The sequence below is a fragment of the Nostocoides sp. F2B08 genome (assembly GCF_009184895.1).
Classification (GTDB): Bacteria; Actinomycetota; Actinomycetes; order Actinomycetales; family Dermatophilaceae; genus F2B08.
In genome coordinates, this window is record NZ_WESE01000001.1 from 519,198 (window position 1) to 536,971 (window position 17,774).

Annotated in this window: 17 protein-coding genes and 3 tRNA genes; 9 read left to right on the forward strand and 11 right to left on the reverse strand. The window is 71.3% G+C overall.

The window, feature by feature from the left end; all coding sequences use genetic code 11:
* Positions 1 to 44: 44 nt before the first annotated feature.
* Both GA707_RS02405 and GA707_RS02410 read right to left on the reverse strand, forming a co-directional pair.
* On the reverse strand, positions 45 to 1,388 hold the full coding sequence (locus tag GA707_RS02405; protein ID WP_152176794.1) for a uracil-xanthine permease family protein: 1,344 nt from the start codon (positions 1,386 to 1,388) through the stop codon (positions 45 to 47).
* Positions 1,389 to 1,494: 106 nt separating this feature from the next.
* Positions 1,495 to 1,956 (reverse strand): thioesterase family protein, encoded by a 462-nt coding sequence (locus tag GA707_RS02410; protein WP_152176795.1) that lies wholly within the window; start codon positions 1,954 to 1,956, stop codon positions 1,495 to 1,497.
* Between the two features lie 38 nt (positions 1,957 to 1,994).
* Between GA707_RS02410 and GA707_RS02415 the strand changes: the two genes are divergently transcribed.
* Positions 1,995 to 2,858: an alpha/beta fold hydrolase gene (locus GA707_RS02415; protein WP_152176796.1), complete on the forward strand. Its 864-nt coding sequence runs from the start codon at positions 1,995 to 1,997 to the stop codon at positions 2,856 to 2,858.
* 273 nt (positions 2,859 to 3,131) lie between these two features.
* On the opposite strand, the gene GA707_RS02420 is transcribed toward GA707_RS02415, so the two are convergent.
* Positions 3,132 to 3,212: transfer RNA gene (locus GA707_RS02420), tRNA-Tyr, on the reverse strand.
* 103 nt (positions 3,213 to 3,315) lie between these two features.
* On the opposite strand from GA707_RS02420, the gene GA707_RS02425 reads away from it, so the two are divergent.
* The 3 genes from GA707_RS02425 to GA707_RS02435 all read left to right on the forward strand — a co-directional run bounded on the left by GA707_RS02425 (position 3,316) and on the right by GA707_RS02435 (position 6,382).
* Positions 3,316 to 3,810 (forward strand): YajQ family cyclic di-GMP-binding protein, encoded by a 495-nt coding sequence (locus GA707_RS02425; RefSeq protein WP_152176797.1) that lies wholly within the window; start codon positions 3,316 to 3,318, stop codon positions 3,808 to 3,810.
* 68 nt (positions 3,811 to 3,878) lie between these two features.
* On the forward strand, positions 3,879 to 4,769 hold the full coding sequence (locus GA707_RS02430; protein ID WP_152176798.1) for an ABC transporter ATP-binding protein: 891 nt from the start codon (positions 3,879 to 3,881) through the stop codon (positions 4,767 to 4,769).
* Positions 4,766 to 6,382 (forward strand): ABC transporter permease, encoded by a 1,617-nt coding sequence (locus GA707_RS02435; RefSeq protein WP_152176799.1) that lies wholly within the window; start codon positions 4,766 to 4,768, stop codon positions 6,380 to 6,382. Before GA707_RS02430 ends, GA707_RS02435 begins: the two co-directional genes overlap by 4 nt.
* 131 nt (positions 6,383 to 6,513) lie before the next feature.
* Here the strand turns inward: GA707_RS02435 and rpmG are convergent, their stop codons facing one another.
* The 5 genes from rpmG to aroQ form a co-directional block, all read right to left on the reverse strand.
* Positions 6,514 to 6,684, reverse strand: coding sequence for a 50S ribosomal protein L33 (rpmG, locus tag GA707_RS02440; protein ID WP_152176800.1), 171 nt, complete (start codon positions 6,682 to 6,684; stop codon positions 6,514 to 6,516).
* A 142-nt stretch (positions 6,685 to 6,826) separates the two neighbouring features.
* Positions 6,827 to 6,900: transfer RNA gene (locus GA707_RS02445), tRNA-Met, on the reverse strand.
* A 47-nt stretch (positions 6,901 to 6,947) separates the two neighbouring features.
* Positions 6,948 to 7,020: transfer RNA gene (locus GA707_RS02450), tRNA-Thr, on the reverse strand.
* A 122-nt stretch (positions 7,021 to 7,142) separates the two neighbouring features.
* Entirely contained in the window at positions 7,143 to 8,516 is a 1,374-nt protein-coding gene (locus GA707_RS02455) for an aminotransferase class V-fold PLP-dependent enzyme (protein ID WP_226963475.1), read from the reverse strand.
* A 57-nt stretch (positions 8,517 to 8,573) separates the two neighbouring features.
* Positions 8,574 to 9,038 carry a type II 3-dehydroquinate dehydratase gene (aroQ, locus tag GA707_RS02460; RefSeq protein WP_152176802.1) on the reverse strand — a complete coding sequence of 155 codons (465 nt, stop codon included), beginning with the start codon at positions 9,036 to 9,038 and terminating at the stop codon, positions 8,574 to 8,576.
* 41 nt (positions 9,039 to 9,079) lie between these two features.
* Between aroQ and GA707_RS02465 the strand changes: the two genes are divergently transcribed.
* The 5 genes from GA707_RS02465 to GA707_RS02485 are packed head-to-tail and all read left to right on the forward strand — an operon-like array spanning position 9,080 to position 12,440.
* Positions 9,080 to 9,619, forward strand: a complete 540-nt coding sequence (locus GA707_RS02465) for a thioesterase family protein (RefSeq protein ID WP_152176803.1) — start codon at positions 9,080 to 9,082, stop codon at positions 9,617 to 9,619.
* Between the two features lie 9 nt (positions 9,620 to 9,628).
* Positions 9,629 to 10,030, forward strand: a complete 402-nt coding sequence (locus GA707_RS02470; RefSeq protein ID WP_152176804.1) for a VOC family protein — start codon at positions 9,629 to 9,631, stop codon at positions 10,028 to 10,030.
* Between the two features lie 23 nt (positions 10,031 to 10,053).
* On the forward strand, positions 10,054 to 10,803 hold the full coding sequence (locus GA707_RS02475) for a helical backbone metal receptor (protein ID WP_152176805.1): 750 nt from the start codon (positions 10,054 to 10,056) through the stop codon (positions 10,801 to 10,803).
* A 34-nt stretch (positions 10,804 to 10,837) separates the two neighbouring features.
* Positions 10,838 to 11,620: an SDR family oxidoreductase gene (locus GA707_RS02480; protein ID WP_226963476.1), complete on the forward strand. Its 783-nt coding sequence runs from the start codon at positions 10,838 to 10,840 to the stop codon at positions 11,618 to 11,620.
* Between the two features lie 43 nt (positions 11,621 to 11,663).
* Positions 11,664 to 12,440, forward strand: a complete 777-nt coding sequence (locus GA707_RS02485) for an SDR family oxidoreductase (RefSeq protein WP_152176806.1) — start codon at positions 11,664 to 11,666, stop codon at positions 12,438 to 12,440.
* A gap of 46 nt (positions 12,441 to 12,486) precedes the next feature.
* Here GA707_RS02485 and pepN read toward each other — a convergent pair whose 3' ends face one another.
* The 3 genes from pepN to GA707_RS02500 are packed head-to-tail and all read right to left on the reverse strand — an operon-like array spanning position 12,487 to position 17,774.
* Positions 12,487 to 14,982, reverse strand: coding sequence for an aminopeptidase N (gene pepN / locus GA707_RS02490; RefSeq protein WP_152176807.1), 2,496 nt, complete (start codon positions 14,980 to 14,982; stop codon positions 12,487 to 12,489).
* Between the two features lie 48 nt (positions 14,983 to 15,030).
* A complete protein-coding gene (locus GA707_RS02495; RefSeq protein WP_152176808.1) occupies positions 15,031 to 16,491 on the reverse strand; it encodes a hypothetical protein in 1,461 nt (486 codons plus the stop codon).
* Entirely contained in the window at positions 16,488 to 17,774 is a 1,287-nt protein-coding gene (locus tag GA707_RS02500; protein WP_152176809.1) for a phosphotransferase, read from the reverse strand. The genes GA707_RS02495 and GA707_RS02500 overlap by 4 nt, the downstream gene beginning before the upstream one ends.

Genomic DNA, 17,774 nt, shown 5'->3' on the forward strand with positions numbered 1-17,774 from the left:
GTCGTCCATCCGGCGGGCCCCCCTCAGGAGACTCTTCAGGGAGGTCAGAGCGCCGCGTCCGGCTCGATCGTGTCCACGTCGAGATGTCCGCCCTCGTCCTCGGCCGGCCGCACGAGGTTCATGATCACCGCGATGAACGCGGCGGGGACGATGCCCGAGATGAGCAGCACGCGCAGCTCCTCGGGGAACGCGTCGGCGGCCGCAGGCACGAGCGCGAAGCCCTGGCCGACTCCGACCGCGACGGCAATGACGAGGAGGTCGTGCCGGTTGAGCCGGCTGGCGGCGATGAGCTTGATCCCCGCCGCGAGCACCATGCCGAACATGACCACGGCCGCGCCGCCGACGACGGCCGCCGGCATGATCGCGATGATCGTCGCCAGCTTGGGGAACAGTCCACCGAGAATGAGGAACCCGGCGCCGATGGTCACGACGTGGCGGGACATGACACCGGTCAGGGCGACCAGGCCGACGTTCTGGCTGAAGGTCGTGTTCGGCAGCGCCGAGAACACCGACGCGAACGCCGTGCCGACCCCGTCGCCGACGACACCACCGGAGAGCTCCTTGTCGGTGACGTCACGCCCGGCGCCGCCCTTGGTCAGCGCCGCGAGGTCGCCGATCGTCTCGACGGAAGTCGCGATGGCCATCGCACCCATACCGATGAGCGCGGCGGCGGGGAAGCTCAGGCCGAACTCCAGCGGCGTCGGGATGGCGAACCACGCGGCCTCGCCGACCCGCTCGAAGGAGACCTTGCCGGTGAAGGCGGCCACCGCATACCCGACGACGAGGCCGACGAGCACGGAGGCGGCCCCGAGGATGCCCTTGCCGAAGCGATAGGCGACGAGGATGACCGCGAGGACGAGCATCGCCAGGCCGAGGTTCTGCCACGAGCCGAAGTCCTCGGCGCCCGCGCCGCCGCCGAACAGGTTCATCCCGGTCGGGATCAGGCCGATTCCGATGACGAGAACGACGATGCCGCTGACGAGCGGCGGGAAGAGCTTCTTCAGCCAGCGCAGGCTGAAGCCGAGCGCGACCTGGACGACGCCGGCGAAGATCGCGCCGCCGAACACGGCCGACAGTCCGTACGTCTGCGCGAGCGGGATCGAGACGACGAGGAACCCGAAGCTCGTGCCCTCGACGACCGGCAGCCGTGCCCCGACCGGCCCGATGCCGATCGTCTGCAGCAGCGTCGTCAGGCCGGCGACGAGCATCGCCACCTGGACGAGGAACGCGGTGTCCCCCGTCGAGGCCCCGATCGCCGTCGCGAGGATGATGGGGATGGAGACGTTGCTCGCCATCATGACGAGGACGTGCTGCAGGCCCAGGGGGACAGCCTCACGCAGGGGCGGGGTGTCGTCGACGCGGTAGCGGACGTGGATGGTCTCGGTCATCCGGCGACCGTAGCGACACCGGGTCAGCCCGTGGTGGGTGACTATGCACTGCGCTGCATGCCCGCGGTTGGCAGGATCACCCAACCGGTGAGTAGCCCAGGAGGACTCAGCTCCTGCTGCGCAGGCCCTCGATCGCGCCGCGCGCCCGCTCCGGGATCGGTGTCGGTCGTCGGGTCGCCTTGTCGACGAAGACGTGGACGAAGCGGCCCTCCGCGACGAGCGTCCCGTCACCGCGGACCATGCCGAGCTCCCAGGTCACGCTCGACGTCCCGAGCGCGCCGACCCGCAGCCCGACCGTGAGGGTGTCGGGGTACTCGGCCGGGGCGAGGTAGCGGCACCCCGACTCGACGCACAGCCCGACCGGTGCGTCGCCGGCGGGATCGATCCGCAGCCCGGCGTGCTCGATCATCCACGCGTTGATGACCGTGTCCATGGCGAGGTAGTGGACCGTGTTGTTCACATGGCCGTAGACGTCGTTGTCGTTCCATCGGGTCGGGAAGGTCGCACGGTGGGGATAGCCGGCCAGCGGCTCCGCTACCGGCTCGTCGGCGGGGGTCTCGTCGGCCATGACGCCATCCTCGCACCGCCTCCCTAGACTCATCGGGTATGCGCGACTCACCGGCGGCGTGGACCCGCACCGACGTCGAGGTGCCGGGCCCCGACGGACCGCTCGTCCTCGACGTCTGGACGCTCGGGGAGAGCGGGGCACCGCATACCGTCCTGGCGCTGCACGGGTTCCCCCAGTCCGCCCGCTCCTGGCAGACCGTCGGGGAGCGGCTCGCGGAGCACGGCGTGCGGGTGGTCGCTCCCGACCAGCGTGGTTACAGCCCGGGTGCGCGGCCGGCGGGCGTGGAGCCGTACCGGATGCCGCACCTCGTCGCCGATGCGCTCGCCGTCGCCGATTCCGTGGACGCGCCGACGTTCCACCTCCTCGGCCACGACTGGGGAGCCCAGGTGGGGTGGAACGTCTGCGCCGCCTCACCCGAGCGGGTGCGCTCCTTCACCGCGGTCTCGGTGCCGCACCCGCGGGCCTACGCCACCGCATACGTGAAGGACGCGGAGCAGCGCGAGGCGGCCGCCTACATCGGGATCTTCTGGCAGCCCGGCACCGGTGAGGAGTGGCTGGCCGCGGACGACTGGGCCGTGCTCCGTCGGATGCTTGCCGGTCTCCCCGAGGACGAGATCGACCACTACGTGGCTCGGATGCGCGAGCCGGGCCTGACCACAGCGGCGCTCGGCTGGTACCGCGCCATGGAGTCCGCCGCCGACTTCCCGGCCACGCGGGTTCCGACGACCTATCTCTGGAGCACGGGCGACCTCGCGCTGCGGCGGCGCGGCGCGGAGCTGTGCGGTGACTTCGTGGATGCCGACTACCGCTACGTCGAGCTCGAGGGCGTCTCGCACTGGATCCCCGACGAGGCTCCGGACGCCGTCGTCGAGGCGGTGCTCGAGCGGATCGAGCGGGACTGACGATCGGGGCTCCACCGGGTCGTTGTTCCGTGTTTGGGCCGCTGCCCTGCGTTCGGCGCGCTGTAGCGCGCCGAACCCATGGCCGGGGCCCGGTTGCGGAAGAACGCACCGGTGCCACGGGGCGAGCGCCGGGTCCACAGCGTGGTGGACGCCTGCGACGTCGGAGGGGTTGAGGGGATCTCGAACGCGGCGTCGAAACGCGCCGACTGTCCCGACATGACAGATAAGCGAAGGGCCCCGCTCCGGAGACGGTGCGGGACCCTTCGGCAGGGGTGGCAGGTGCAGGATTCGAACCTGCGTAGCTTTCGCGACGGATTTACAGTCCGCTTCCATTGGCCGCTCGGACAACCTGCCTGGTGCGCATGGAAGGATAGCAAGTCAGCGGCCCGCGGCTAAATCGCTGCCGGAGGCGCCGGACCGACCAGACGACAGACCACACGCGAAGGAGCCACGACCCATGGCGGACAGCAGCTTCGACATCGTCAGCAAGTACGACAAGCAGGAGGTCGCCAACGCCGTCAACACAGCGGCCAAGGAGATCGCGAACCGTTACGACTTCAAGAACGTCGGCGCACGCGTGGAGCTCGCCGGCGAGGTGATCCGGATGGAGGCCAACAGCGAGGATCGGTGCAAGGCCGTCCTGGACGTCGTGCAGACGTGGCTCGTCAAGCGCGGCGTCTCCCTCAAGCACCTTGACGTCCCCGAGGCCGGGCCGCGCCTGTCCGGCAAGGAGTACAAGCTCGACGTTCCCCTCAAGGAGGGCATCTCCTCGGAGAACGCCAAGAAGGTCACCAAGATCATCCGCGACGAGGGTCCGAAGTCGGTCAAGACCCAGATCCAGGGTGACGAGATCCGCGTGACGAGCAAGTCGCGCGACGACCTCCAGGCCGTCCAGCGCCTCCTCAAGGACCAGGACTTCGACTTCGCGGTGACGTTCACGAACTACCGGTGATCGTCACCACCGACCGGTGATCGGGTCGTCCCGACCCCCAGCCGGGACCGCGGTGCCACGATGGGTGGATGGCGACCATCGAGCTGGAGTCCATTGTCAAGACCTTCGGTGCGGTCCGTGCCCTTGACGGGTTCGACCTGCGCGTCGAGTCAGGTGAGATCCACGGGTTCCTCGGACCGAACGGCTCGGGCAAGTCGACGACGATGCGGGTCCTGCTCGGCCTGCTGCGCGCTGACTCGGGGCGGGTCCGGCTCCTGGGCGGCGACCCCTGGAGGCAGGCTCCGGACCTGCACCGCCGGCTGGCCTACGTCCCCGGAGAGGTGAACCTCTGGCCGAACCTGACCGGAGGCGAGGTCATCGACCTCCTCGGCCGGATGCGGGGCGGTCTGGACGAACGGCGCCGCGCCGACCTGCTCGAGCGGTTCGAGCTGGATCCCGCCCGTAAGGCACGGACCTACTCCAAGGGAAACCGTCAGAAGGTGGCGCTCGTCGCGGCGCTCGCCTCGCGCGTGGAGCTCTACCTCCTCGACGAGCCGACGTCGGGCCTGGACCCCCTCATGGAGGCGGAGTTCCAGCGCGCCGTCCACGAGCTGCGGGAGGAGGGCGCGACCGTGCTGCTGTCCAGCCACATCCTCGCCGAGGTCGAGGCGCTGTGTGACCGGGTGAGCATCATCCGGGCGGGCGTGAACGTGCAGTCCGGGACCCTGGCCGAGCTGCGGCACCTCACCCGCACGACGGTCATCGCCGAGACGGTCCGCCCGGCGGCCGGACTCGCCCGCATCGAGGGCGTCCACCACGTCCAGAACGAGGACCACCGTGTCGTGATGGAGGTCGAGAGCGACCGGCTCGAGGCTGTCGTCCGGGCACTCGCCGACCTCGGGATCGCCTCGCTCCAGGCCCATCCCCCGACCCTGGAGGAGCTCTTCCTGCGCGAGTACGGCGAGGAGGTTTCGGCGTGAGCCCCTCCCACGAGGCACCCCGGAGCCGACCTCTGGCGGGAACCGGGCACCTGGTTCGGCTGATCCTGCGCCGCGACCGGGTGCGCCTCCCGATCTGGCTCATGGGCCTGGCCGGGGTGACGGCGGCCTCGGCGAACGCGGTCATCGGCCTCTACGACACCCCCGAGGAGCGCGCCGGCTACCGGGCGACGGTGGAGAACAGCGCGGTCACGCGGCTGATGGCCGGCATCCCCTATGACACCGACACCCTCGGCGGCATCATCTCGTACGAGCTCACCGCGCTCACCGGCATCGTCGTCTCGCTCATGGTGATCTTCCTCGTGGTCCGGCACACCCGGGCCGAGGAGGAGTCGGGCAGTGCCGAGCTCGTCCGCAGCGCGGCCATCGGCAGGCACGCCGCGATCGCGGCGACCCTGTCCGTCGCGCTCGGTGCCGCGGTGGTCGCCGGCCTCCTGGAGTCGGCGGTGCTCATCGCGTCCGGCATCGGCTCGGGGCCCGCCCTGCTGTTCGGGGCGGGAGTGGCCGGGCTGGGACTGGTGTTCACCGCCGTGGCGGCGGCAGCAGCCCAGCTCACCTCGAGTGCGCGCGCCGCCCTCGGGATCGCCGGCGCGGTGCTGGCGGTCTTCCTCGTCCTGCGCGGTGTGGGAGCCATCGACGAGACAGCGCTGACGTGGCTGTCGCCGTTCGGCTGGCAGGACGCGATCCGCCCGTTCGGCGAGTCGGCCGAGGCCTGGCCGCTCCTGCTCATGCTCGGCCTGTCGATCGTCTTCTTCGCGCTCGCCTCATGGCTCGTGGCGAGGCGGGACTTCGGTGCCGGTCTGCTGCGCGGCCGGCCGGGGCGCACGCGGGCGGCCGCCGGGCTCGCCGGACCGACGGCCCTGGCCCTGCGTCAGCAGCGCGGTCTGCTGCTGGGGTGGGCCGTCGGCCTGGGGCTGCTGTCGATCGTCTTCGGCGGCGTGGGTCGTGAGATGCAGACGATGATCGAGTCCAACCCGGACATCGCGGCGGTCATCGCCGGTTCGGTGGACGACATCACGCGGGGCTACTTCGCCTATGTCATGACCCTGCTCGGAGTCACCACCTCGGCGTTCGCCGTCTCCTCCGCGCTGCGGCTGCGCCACGCGGAGGAGTCCGGGCACGCGGAGAACGTCCTGGCCACCGCCGTTTCCCGGTCCCGGTGGGCCTGGTCGGGGATCGCCGTCACCGCAGCCGGGACGACGGCTCTCCTCCTGGTCGTCTCGCTCGTGACGTCCGTATCCCACGCGGTGGTCTCGGGAGACCGGGCCCTCCTGTGGCCGGTCGTGCGAGCGGGCCTGGTCACCCTCCCCGGAGCGCTCGTTCTCGCCGGGTTCGCCGTGCTCCTGCACGCGTGGGCCCCGCGGTGGGCGCTGCTGGCCTGGGCTCCGGTCGCCTGGGCGTTCGTGCAGGCCTATCTCGGTGAGCTGCTCGACCTACCCGGCGTCCTCGCGGGTCTGTCCCCGTTCTGGCATCTCCCCCGAGTGCCCGTCGAGGCGACTGACGCAGCACCGGTGGTCCTCCTGTCCGCACTCGCCGTGGTCCTCGCGATCGCCGGCGTCCTCGGCCTACGCCGGCGCGATCTCGCGACGACGTGAGCACCGCCGCGGGGCGCCGAGCGGGGTGGTATTCCGCGAACGCAGCGCGCCCCCGGTCCCTCGATGAGGGGCCGGGGGCGCGTGCTGCACTCAGCGGGGCCGAGCGTTCGCGGGACGCGAGAGAACTGAGGTCAGCGGGTCTCGCGGTGCGCGGTGTGCTTCTTGCATCGCGGGCAGAACTTCGCCAGCTCGAGCCGGTCGGGGTCGTTGCGGCGGTTCTTCTTCGTGATGTAGTTGCGCTCCTTGCACTCGGTGCACGCCAACGTGATCTTGGGGCGGACGTCGAGGGACTTCTTGGCCATCGGGGGCAACCTGCTTTCGGAACCTGTGCAGTGTGCGAGTGGAGTGTGCGCGTGCTCTGCGGGGTGTGCGTGCCCGGGCGCGGGCACAAGGGTCAATGGTACGCCGCCGGAAGTCCGGTAAGAAATCCGCAGCGTGATCCAGTAGCGGGAGCGGGGCTCGATCCCGCGACCTCACGATTATGAGTCGTGCGCTCTAACCAGCTGAGCTATCCCGCCGTGAGTCCACCGGAACCAGGATTGACCTGCTCCGTCGGGCGGACCTGAGCCCCCTGTCGGAATCGAACCGACGACCTTTTCCTTACCATGGAAACGCTCTGCCGACTGAGCTAAGGGGGCGGGCTCGGTGCGAACACCGTGCGCCGCACGAGAGTACACGAGCCGGTCGGCTCCCATGAAATCCGCGGGCCTCCCTTCCGACGTGGTCGACGTGGGTACGGCGGTCGAGGCTCAGCCCGCGCTCAGCGGGCCGCGACGGCACGAAGGATCGCCTCGGCCGAGCGGTCGATGTCGGCCTCGGTCGTCGTGGCGTTGGAGACCGACACCCGGATCAGCCGTCGACCGCGCCAGGTCGTCCCACCGACCCAGCAGGTGCCCTCACGCTGGACCCGCCGCAGGATCTCGTCGGTCCGAGAGAGGTCGTCGAAGCCGACGAGCACCTGGTTGAGGACGATGTCGTTGTGGATCGAGGCTCCCCCCTCCGCGAGCCGGTCCGCCATCCGTCGCGCGAGCGCACAGCACCGGTCCACGAGAGCGGCGACCCCGCCCGAGCCGAGCTCGAGCAACGCCGCCCAGACCGCGAAGCCGCGCGCGCGACGGCTCGACTCGGCGGTGAGGTCACCGAGGACGTAGTCGCCGGTGGCGCCGGAGCCGGTGAGGTAGGCGGCGCTGTAGGACATCGTCGCGGCGTGCAGGTCGGGGTCGGCACAGAAGACGAGACCGCTGTCGTAGGGGACGTTGAGCCATTTGTGGGCATCGACGCCCCACGAGTCGGCATGCTCGAGCCCGGCGGTCAGGTGGGCCAGACTCGGGCTGGCCGCTGCCCAGAGTCCGAACGCCCCGTCGACGTGCACCCAGGCGCCGTGCGCTCTGGCGAGCGGGATCGCCGCGAGCAGGTCGTCGCACGCACCGGTGTTGACGTTGCCCAGCTGCAGAGCGACGATCGTCGGCCCCGCCCCCGCCGCCAGGACCGTCTCGAGCGCCGCGACGTCGATGGCCCCGTTGGCGTCGGCGGCCACCGGCTCGACCCCGGCCGTGCCGAGACCGAGGAGCCGCAGCGCCCGGTCGATGGTCGCGTGTCGCTCCTCGGATGCCACGACCCGGATGGGGGGTGCACCGAAGAGCCCGTCCCGTGCCACGTCCCATCCGGCGTCCGCCAGGACCTTGGTCCGACCGGTCGCGAGCCCGACCGTGTTGGCCGCCTGGGCTCCGGTCACGAACCCGGTCGAGACGCCGGCGGGCAGCCCGAGGAGGTCGGTGAGCCACCGGGCCGCGGCCCGCTCGGCCGCGGCCGCCGCCGGCGAGAGCGCCGGGCTGTAGGCGCACTGGTCCCAGCCGGTCGTCAGGACGTCGGCAGCCGTCGAAGCAGGTGAGGCGCCGCCGATGACGAAGCCGAAGTAGCGCGGCCCGACCGTGCCCATCAGCCCCGGCCGCGCTGCCGCGGCGAGCCGCTCCACCACCTCCTCCGGTGGGGTGGGACCGGCGGGGAGCGCTCCCCCGAAGGCCTCGGCGAGTGCGGTGGGGTCGACATCCGGCTGGACCGGTCGGTCGGCGACGGTTTCGCGGTGCTCGGCGGCGATCCGGGCGGCGCGGGTCAGGAGGTCGGTCGTGCTCACGGGGGCCATGCCCCATGGTGGGCCCCGACCGGTCGAGGACGCCAGGGCGGCGGCCGCTCAGTGGTGCCGCGGCACACCCTCTCGGCTGATGACCAGGTCGACGGCCTCGACATAGCCGCGGACCCCGTGGCCGACGACGACGTGGTCGGCCACGTCACTGATGAACGACTGCCGCCTGAACTCCTCACGCGCGTGGATGTCGGTGATGTGGACCTCGACGATCGTTCCCTCGACGTTGCTGAGGGCGTCGCGGATGGCGACCGAGGTATGCGTCCAGCCGGCGGCGTTGATGACGACCCCGTCCGCGGTGTGCCGAACCTCCTGGATCCAGTCGATCATCACGCCCTCGTGGTTGGTCTGCCGGAAGTCGAGGTCGTGCCCACCGCGCTCGGCCGCCTCGCGACACATCGCCTCGACGTCGTCCAGTGTCGCGTGACCGTAGAGGTGCGGCTCCCGCTCGCCGAGGAGGTTGAGGTTGGGGCCGTTGAGGACGACGATCGAGGGGCGCAGGTGCTCGGCCATGGACCCAATGTAGGCCCGCCGGCACCTGAGAGAGTTGGGTCATGTCCTCGAGTTCGACCACGCGGCCACCCCGTGCCGCCTTCCCGAGCCTCGACCAGGTGCTCGCCCTGCCGAGCGAGTACCGGGTCGTCGTCCCCCACGAGTTCAGCGACGGCAACGGCCATATGAACATCGCCCGCTACATGCAGCTGCACAGCGACGGCGGGTGGGCCTACTTCGCCCGGTTCGGACTCTCGGAGGAGTCGGCCGCCGCAGGCGGACCCACGACGTTCGACGTCGAGCACCACATCGTCTACCGACGCGAGGTGTTGGCCGGACACGACGTGAGCGTGCACGTCCGGCTTATCGACCGTTCGGACACGGCGCTGCACTCCCTGCAGTTCCTCGTCAACAGGACGACCGGCGAGGTTGCGAACAGCCATGAGGCGCTGAGCCTCTCGGTGGACCTGCGCACCCGGACCATCGCTCCGATCCCCCAGGACCTGGCCTCGCTGCTCGACGCGCGTCTCGCGGTCGACCGGTCGCTCGACTGGGATCCGCCGCTGTCGGGAGCTATGGCGGTCCGGCGTCGCCCGGGCTAACGTCGAGTCATGTCCATGCGCTGGTACTCCGTCGTCGTCGACTGTCACGACATCGCCGCCCAGGCCCGCTGGTGGGCCGAGACCCTCGACTACGTCATCGTGTTCGAGAACGACCGCGAGGTGGCCATCGTCCCGAAGTGGGCGCAGCTGGAGCCGATGGAGGACGTCGCGACCTTCCGCGAGCAGCCGCAGGGCATGGTCTTCGTCCAGGTGCCGGAGTCCAAGACGGTCAAGAACCGACTGCACATCGACCTCGCACCGCATACGAGCCAGGATCGCAACGCCGAGATCGAGCGTCTCCTCGCCCGCGGCGCGACGACGGTCGACATCGGGCAGGGCGAGTCCTCCTGGACCGTCCTCGCGGACCCCGAAGGCAACGAGTTCTGCGTCCTGTCGGCCCGTCCCCTGTGAGAGAGGCGGTCGACGACCTCGGTATGCGGTGCCCCCTCCCCGACGTGGAGGTCGCCCGGGTCGTCTCGCTGGTCCCCTCGCTCACCGAGGCGATCGCCGTGACCCGACAGGACGCGCTCGTCGGAGCCACCGACTGGTGCACCCACCCGCAGGACCTCGACGTCACCCGGGTCCGCGGCACCAAGAACCCCGACCTGACCCGAATCGTCGACCTCGAGCCGCAGCTCGTCGTCGTCAACAAGGAGGAGAACCGCGAGCTCGACGTGCGCCGCCTGCGTGAGGCGCGCATACCGGTCTGGGTCACCGTCATCGAGGACGTGCCGCAGGCGCTGGAGTCGCTGACCCGGCTCTTCGGGACCGCACTGGCATGGGGCGACCCGCCGTGGCTGACCGAGGTCCGAAGGCTGTGGAGCACACCGGCGCCGGAGGCGACCGCCCGGGTGGCCGTCCCGATCTGGCGCGACCCGTGGATGGTCGTCGGCTCGGCGACCTTCACGGGTGACCTGCTCGCCCGCGCCGGACTCGCGAACGCCTTCGGCGACCACTCGCAGCGCTACCCTCGGCTCGACCTCGCCGAGCTCGACCGGGACGACCTCGACGCGGTGCTGCTGCCCGACGAGCCGTACGTGTTCAGCGCGAGCGACGGGCCGGAGGCGTTCCACGTCGCACCGACTCGGCTCGTGAGCGGGCGACTCATCACGTGGTACGGCCCGTCGCTCCTCGAGGCTCGTGAGGCGCTCTACACGGTGGCCGCGGAGCTCGGGGGCGGCTGACCTCCCCGGTGACAGTCGTGCTAGACAGAGGCCCATGAGCGAAGGCGCGATGAACGACGGCCCGGCAAGCGGACGGTTGGAGGGGCGAACCGCGATCGTCACCGGAGCGAGCAGGGGGATCGGGCTCGCGATCGCCGAGCGGCTCGTCGGCGACGGGGCGAAGGTGGCGATCACAGCGCGCAAGCCCGAGGCGCTCGAGGCGGCCGTCGAGCGGCTCGGCGCCGACCGCGCCGTCGCGGTCGCCGGCAACGCCGCGGACCCCGAGCACCAGCGCGAGGTCGTCGACCGCGTGGTGGCGCAGTGGGGACGACTCGACATGCTCGTCAACAACACCGGCATCAACCCGGCCTACGGACCGCTGACGGGGCTCGACCTCGACGCGGCCCGCAAGATCATGGACGTCAACGTCGTGGCGGCGCTCGCGTGGGTGCAGCACGCCTACCGGGCGTGGATGAAGGACCACGGGGGCGCGATCGTCAACGTCGCGAGTGTCGCGGGGCTGCGGCCCGCCCCCGGCATCGCCTTCTACGGCACGAGCAAGGCCGCACTCATCCACCTCACCGAGGAGCTCGCCGTCGAGCTGGGTCCGACGATCCGGGTCAACGCCGTGGCGCCGGCTGTCGTCAAGACCCGGTTCGCCACCGCGCTCTACGAAGGGAAGGAGGAGCAGGTGGCCGCCGCCTATCCGCTCAAACGGCTCGGCGAGCCCGACGACATCGGCCGCGTCGTCGCGTTCCTCCTCAGCGACGACGCCGGCTGGATGACGGGTCAGACGCTGACGGTCGACGGCGGCGTGCTGCTCACCGGTGGGGTCTGAGGTGGCATCGCACGAACGGCCGGCGGGCAGGCCGGACCTCTCCATGGCGGAGCGCGTCGTCGTCGTGACCGGCGCGGCCGGCGGGATCGGAGCGGCGCTGGCCAGGAGGATGGCCGGTCTTGGCGCGCGGGTCGTCGTCTCCGATCTCGACGGCGAGCGAGCGCACGCCGTCGCCGAGGACATCGGCGGCACGCTGGTTGCCGGCGACGCGGCGAGCGAGGACGGCGTCGCCGCACTCGTCGAGACGGTCGAGGACCTGCTCGGACCGATCGACGTGTGGTTCGCCAACGCCGGGGTCGACCTCGGCCAGGGGCTGGACTCGGCGGAGGCGGACTGGTCGCGCAGCTGGGACGTCAACGTCATGGCGCACGTGCGGGCGGCGCGGCTCCTCGTGCCCGGCTGGCTCGAGCGCGGGGAGGGCTGGTTCGTCTCGACCGCGTCGGCGGCCGGGCTGCTGACGATGATCGACGCGCCCGCGTACTCGGTCTCCAAGCACGGAGCCGTGTCCTTCGCGGAGTGGCTGTCGGTGACATACCGGCACAGGGGGATCCGGGTGCACACGATCTGCCCGCAGGGCGTGCAGACAGCCATGCTCGAGCGGTCGGGAGCGCTCGCCGCGGTGCTCGGCCGCGACCGGGTTCTCTCCCCCGACCAGGTGGCCGACGCGACGTGGGAGGCGATGACGGAGGGGCGCTTCCTCGTCCTCCCGCATCCGGAGGTCGGCGACTACTACCGAGCGCGGGCCGGGGACACCGACGCCTGGCTCGTGGGGATGAACCGACTGCAGCAGCGGTTCGAGGGCGCACTCGGCGCGCGCTGATCCAGCGCCGACCCGGCACACCCCACGTCGTGGGGGCAGGCCGGCGTCAGTTCGCGAACGCGCCGAACCGCTCGCGGGAGACGAGAGCCTCGCGCAGCTCGCTCAGTGCGTCCACCATCGCGCGACGCACCCCGGGGGTGAGCGGGTCCGACTCCAGCGCTGCGACGACGACCCGCTCGGTCTCGCGGTCGACGAGCCTGGTGGGGAACGCGAGCTGGGCCACGCGCTGCAGGGCGTCGTCGCCCATCGTTCGCGCCATGGCCGGAACGTCGGAGACATACCGCCCTCGATACGGCTCGAGGAGGTCCAGCTCGCCGCTGCCCCAGAAGCTCCCCGCGATCGCATTGGCCTCGTAGTTCGAGATCTCCGGATTGCCGGTCAGCTCCGACCAGGCCCACGCCTTGGCCGCCTCGGTCGGGATGCTGGCGCGGGAGGCGAGCGCGGCCAACTTGCCCGTGAGGGTGTTGTCGGCGCGGCGGGCGGTCTCGATGCCGTCCTCACCCAGCCAGCCACGACGGGCCAGCGCCCCGACGACGAGCCAGCGGAAGTCGCTGTCGTGCTCCAGTCCGCTCGGCAGACCGTCGCCGCCGGCCCACCGCTCGAGCAGGTCCCGGTCCGTCGTGCACCGAGCCAGCGCTCGAGCCGCCGTCAGCGCGACGCTCGACCCGGCGGGGGCGGTGTCCAGCCGCTGCCGGGCTGCTCTCGCCACAACCGCCTCGGCCTCGTCCTGACCGTCGTCGAGCACGAAACACGGGATGACACGACCGGTGAGGTTGGTCATGGTGCGGCCGAGGATGGCCGCGTGTGTCTCGCTCGGCCAGGCGCGCTCGACAAGGTGCAGCAGATGATCCGGCGCCACGCTGCCGCGATAGACCCCCTCGATGACCGCGCTCCACAGGACCGCGCGCACCTGAGGATCCTCGATGCGCGGCATCACCTCCGGGACAGCCTCCTGCTGCGCCTCCGGCAGTTCGACGGTGGCCCAGGTCAGGTCACTCGAGTTCGGCAGGGTGATGACACCACCGGCGATCTCCTCCGGCACGCCGATGACGTCCTCGGTCAGGGACACCCGCGCCGCCCGGACCGAACCGTCCTCCGCGATCCGTCCGACGTCGAGGGTGTGCGGCCGCCGGGCCGGGTACTGCTCCGGGGCCGATCTCCGCAGGCGCCCGTCGTCGACCGCAAGGACGTCGACTCCCGCGGTGCGCAGCCACACCTGGGACCACGTCGAGAGCGAGAGCCCGGCGGAGTCCTCCATCGCGGCGAGGAAGTCCGCGAGCTCGCCGTTCCCGTAGGCCTTATCCCGCAGGTACGCCCGCACGCCACGGACGAAGGTGTCGTCGCCGATGTGCGCGATGAGCTGGCGCAGGACCGAGGCGCCCTTCGCATACGAGATGCCGTCGAAGTTCTGCAGCGCGGACTGCGCGTCCGGAGTCGGCGACCCGGCCACCGGGTGGGTCGACGGAGTGCGCTCGGCGGCGTACCCCCACAGCTTGCGCGACATCGAGAACTCGACCCACGCGTCGGAGAAGCGGGTGGCGGACACGAGGGTGCGGTACGCCATGTACTCGGCGAACGACTCGTTGAGCCACAGGTCGTCCCACCACGTCATCGTGACGAGGTCGCCGAACCACATGTGCGCCATCTCGTGGGCGATCGTGTTGGCCCGGCTGAGGATCTGGTCCTCGCTCGCGGCCCCGCGGAAGACCATCGAGTCCCGGAAGGTCACGCAGCCGGGGTTCTCCATCGCCCCCGCGTTGAACTCCGGGACGAACACCTGGTGGTACTCGCCGAACGGATACCGGATGCCGAAGAGGTCGTGGTAGTGGTCGAAGGACTGCCGGGTCACCTCGAACAGGTCCTCGGCCTGCGCCTCGAGGGCCTCCCCCAGCGACCGCCTCGCGTGCACACCGAGGGGGATGCCGTCGTGCTCGGCGAGGACCGAGGCGTACGGCCCGGCGCACACCGTGACGAAGTACGTGGACAGCGGTGGCGTCTCGGCGAGCTCCCAGCATCCGGCGTCCGTCTCCGTCGCCGCCCCGTTGCCCAGGACCGTCCAGCCCTCCGGCGCGGTGACCCTGACGCGGTAGGGCGACTTGAGGTCGGGCTGGTCGAAGCAGGCGAAGACGGTCGGGGCCGCGTCGAGGAAGAGATGACCGTACACGTACGCCTCGCCGTCGGCCGGGTCGACCGCGCGGTGCAGACCCTGCCCGTCGCGCGAGAAGCGCATCGTCCCAGACGCCTCGAGGACGTTGGACTCGCGCAGATCGGACAGGGGTATGCGGCCGCGGGCGACCTCGGCGGCCGCGCCATCGAGATCGATCGGCTGCCCGTTGAGACTCACGAAGGGGTCGTCCACAGGTCGGAAGTCGAGCCAGGTGGTGGAACCCGGCTCCGCACATGTGAACTCGATCCGCGTCGTTGATGCGAACGAGGAGTCGGACACGGTGAGGTCGAGATCGACGCTCATCCGGTCGACGGTGATCAGGCGGGCGCGCTCGCGGGCCTCGGTGCGCAGCAGTGGCGCGGTCGTCGTCGTCACCCGACCGACCCTAATCGGTCTGCCCGTCGACGGGTCGGACCCGCGGTCTCAGCCCGTCGAGGACCCGAGGGAGTGGAGCCGGTGTCGGACGATCGCGAGCCGGGGCTGCACCCGCAGGAGCCGGACCTTGGTCCACGTGTGCAGGAGCGCCATGAACAGGTCGATCATCTCCCACAGCTCGACCCGCTCCGGGCTGACGGGCGCATGGGCGCGATAGTCGGTGAGGAAGTCGTCGCACATGACGTCGAGCAGCTCGAGCCGGTCACGGAGCCGGTCCTGCCGGTAGCCGTCCGGCTGTGCCGCCAGCGCGGTGACACCGATGTCCCGGAGCTTGCCGCGGAAGCGGCCGATGTCGAGACCCGCCTCGGCCATCGCCGCACCGTCGAAGTCGATGAAGGCCAGGCCCGCCTCACTGAGCAGGACCTGGGCGGGACGGAAGTCGTGGTGGCTGCTGACGAGGGGGTCGGCCGGCGTCGATGCGTCGATGTGCTCCAAGCGTGCGATGAGCGGCGCCGCCCAGCCGGGCAGCTCGGGCACCGTGTGACCCAGACGTTCGACGACCTCCCGCGTCTCGGCCATCCAGTCGGCCACGGTGACCGTGCGTGGGTAGGCAGCGCCGCTGGTGTGCAGGGCCGCGAGTGCACGGGCCGTCTCGGTCAGGTGCCCGCGCAGGTCGGCGAGCAGATCGGGGTCCCCGGTCTCGAAGGCCTCGACGCAGAGCTCCTTGAGGGTGAGGTCCTCCGGGACCGGCCCCTGGAGGAGGATGCGTTCATTTGCCAGGTAGCCGAGCGGTTCGGCGATCAGCACGGACCGTCCCTCTGCGAGAGGCGTGGCCCAGAGCGCCGTCATGGCCTGGTGCGCGAACGCGCCCTTGTCGCCCTGGTGCGTCTTGGCGATGACGGGGTCGGGCAGGTGCGTCTGGCCCGGTTCGTAGGCCATGTCGTAGACGATGGTGCACCGCGAGCCCGGCTTGTACCGGGCGACGTCGGGCGTCGCCGAGCGCACCCGCGCCTGTGGGTGTGACCCGCCGCGCAGCATGTTCTCGATGAGGCGGGCCGCCGCCTCGGGATCGGTCAGGTCGACGAGCGCCGGGAGCCCCGGGTCGGCCTCCTCGGTCGCCAGGTGGAGCCGTAGGTCGGGGAGCCACACTTCGTAGCCCTCGGCACCGAAGGGCACCGCGTTCGAGGGGACCGGCTCGGGTGTCGGGCGCTGCGGTGGGTACAGGAGCCCGACGAGCACGACCTCGCGCTCGTCACCCTCGATCCCCGCACCTGAGACGGTGACCCGGCACCGGGCATGCCACTGGTCGTCCTTGGCCCGCAGCTGGTCGGCACGGCAGGACACGAGCTCGAGCCGACCGTCGGCGATCTCCGGAACGTGTCGGCGCAGGGACTGCTCGAGCCGGCCGGGTCGCATCGACGCGGACAGCCAGTCGGGCAGCTCGGCGAAGGACTCGAGCGCGCGGCTGACCTCCTCGGTCGTCGGGGACAGGCTCGTGGATGCGGTCATGACGGCCTCCTGGTGGGTGCGTGGTCGAGCAGGCTGAGAGCGAGGCGGACGCGATCGTCCTTGAACCTGCGCGCAGCGCGCAGGGCGAGCAGCCCGAGCTGGATACGGGCATGGGCCAGGACGCGCTCCGTGAGAACCGGGTCGGCGACGGGGTATGCGGCCAGCGCCACCGCATACAGCTCGCTCAGCGCGGATGGGAGCCGCTCCGCAGCCGACCCGCCCGGGTCTCCGGGGTCGGACCGGCCCCGGCGCCCACGGCGCACCGATGCGTAGGCGAGGTAGCGGCCGAGGTCGGCGGCGGGCTCCGCGTGACGCAGGGTGTCCAGGTCGAGCAGACCGATGACGTCGCGGGGCATGCGGAGCAGCTGGCTCGGGGTGAAGTCGCCGTGGCTGAGGACGGGGTCGCCCTCTGGTGAGCGGTCGAGACACCGCGCCGCGGCGTCGACGTGCTCGGCCACCCGAGCGGCGAGCTCCGGCCAGCCGGTGCGCACCAGGGCGAGCTCGTCGCGGACCCGGTCGACATCGAGGGCGGCGCCCACGGCGGGCAGGTCGTTCAGTGCGGTCGCCCGATGCAGGGTCGCCAGTACCCGGGCGGCCTCAGCCGGGAGGACCTCTGCCGACGGAGTGTCGTGGGATCCCAGCGACTCGATGAACGCGGCGCGGGTGTCGATGTCGACCCCCAGCAGCCGCGGCAGCCGGACGACGACGTCCGGGCCGTGAAGCAGCCGGCCCTCGACCGCCTGGTGCGCGGCCGCGGACCGACGCAGGTCCGCCACCGACGGGTACACCTTCGCGTACACCTGCCGGGGCCTCCGGCCATCCGGTCCCGGCAGGTCGTAGCGGACGACGCACGCTCCGGTCCGGGGATGGTGGACGAGGGTGACGCCGCAGCGCAGACCCGCATGCCGGTCGGGTCCTCGCGAGAGCTCGGGCACCGCCTGCGACAACACCTCGGCCGCGGACCGTGGGTCGAGCATCGTCTCCAGACCCGGCACGCCGGGGTCCTGCGGGAACTCCGACACGACCGTGTTGCCACCCCGCGACCTGACGAGCAGGGTCAGGTCCTCGCTCGGCCCCTCATCGCCCCTGGTGGGTGCCAGCTCGAGTGACACGCGCGCGGAGACGTCGTCCGGACCGCGGTACAGCGCGGTGTGCGTCCAGGTGCGGATCGGGGTCGCGTCCGGCCGCCGGTCGGCCACCCAGGCTCGGGCGACCGCGCCGAGGTCGGGGTCGAGGGTCGGCGATGCCACCTCGAACCCGCGCACCCGCCCGGTCGCGGTCAT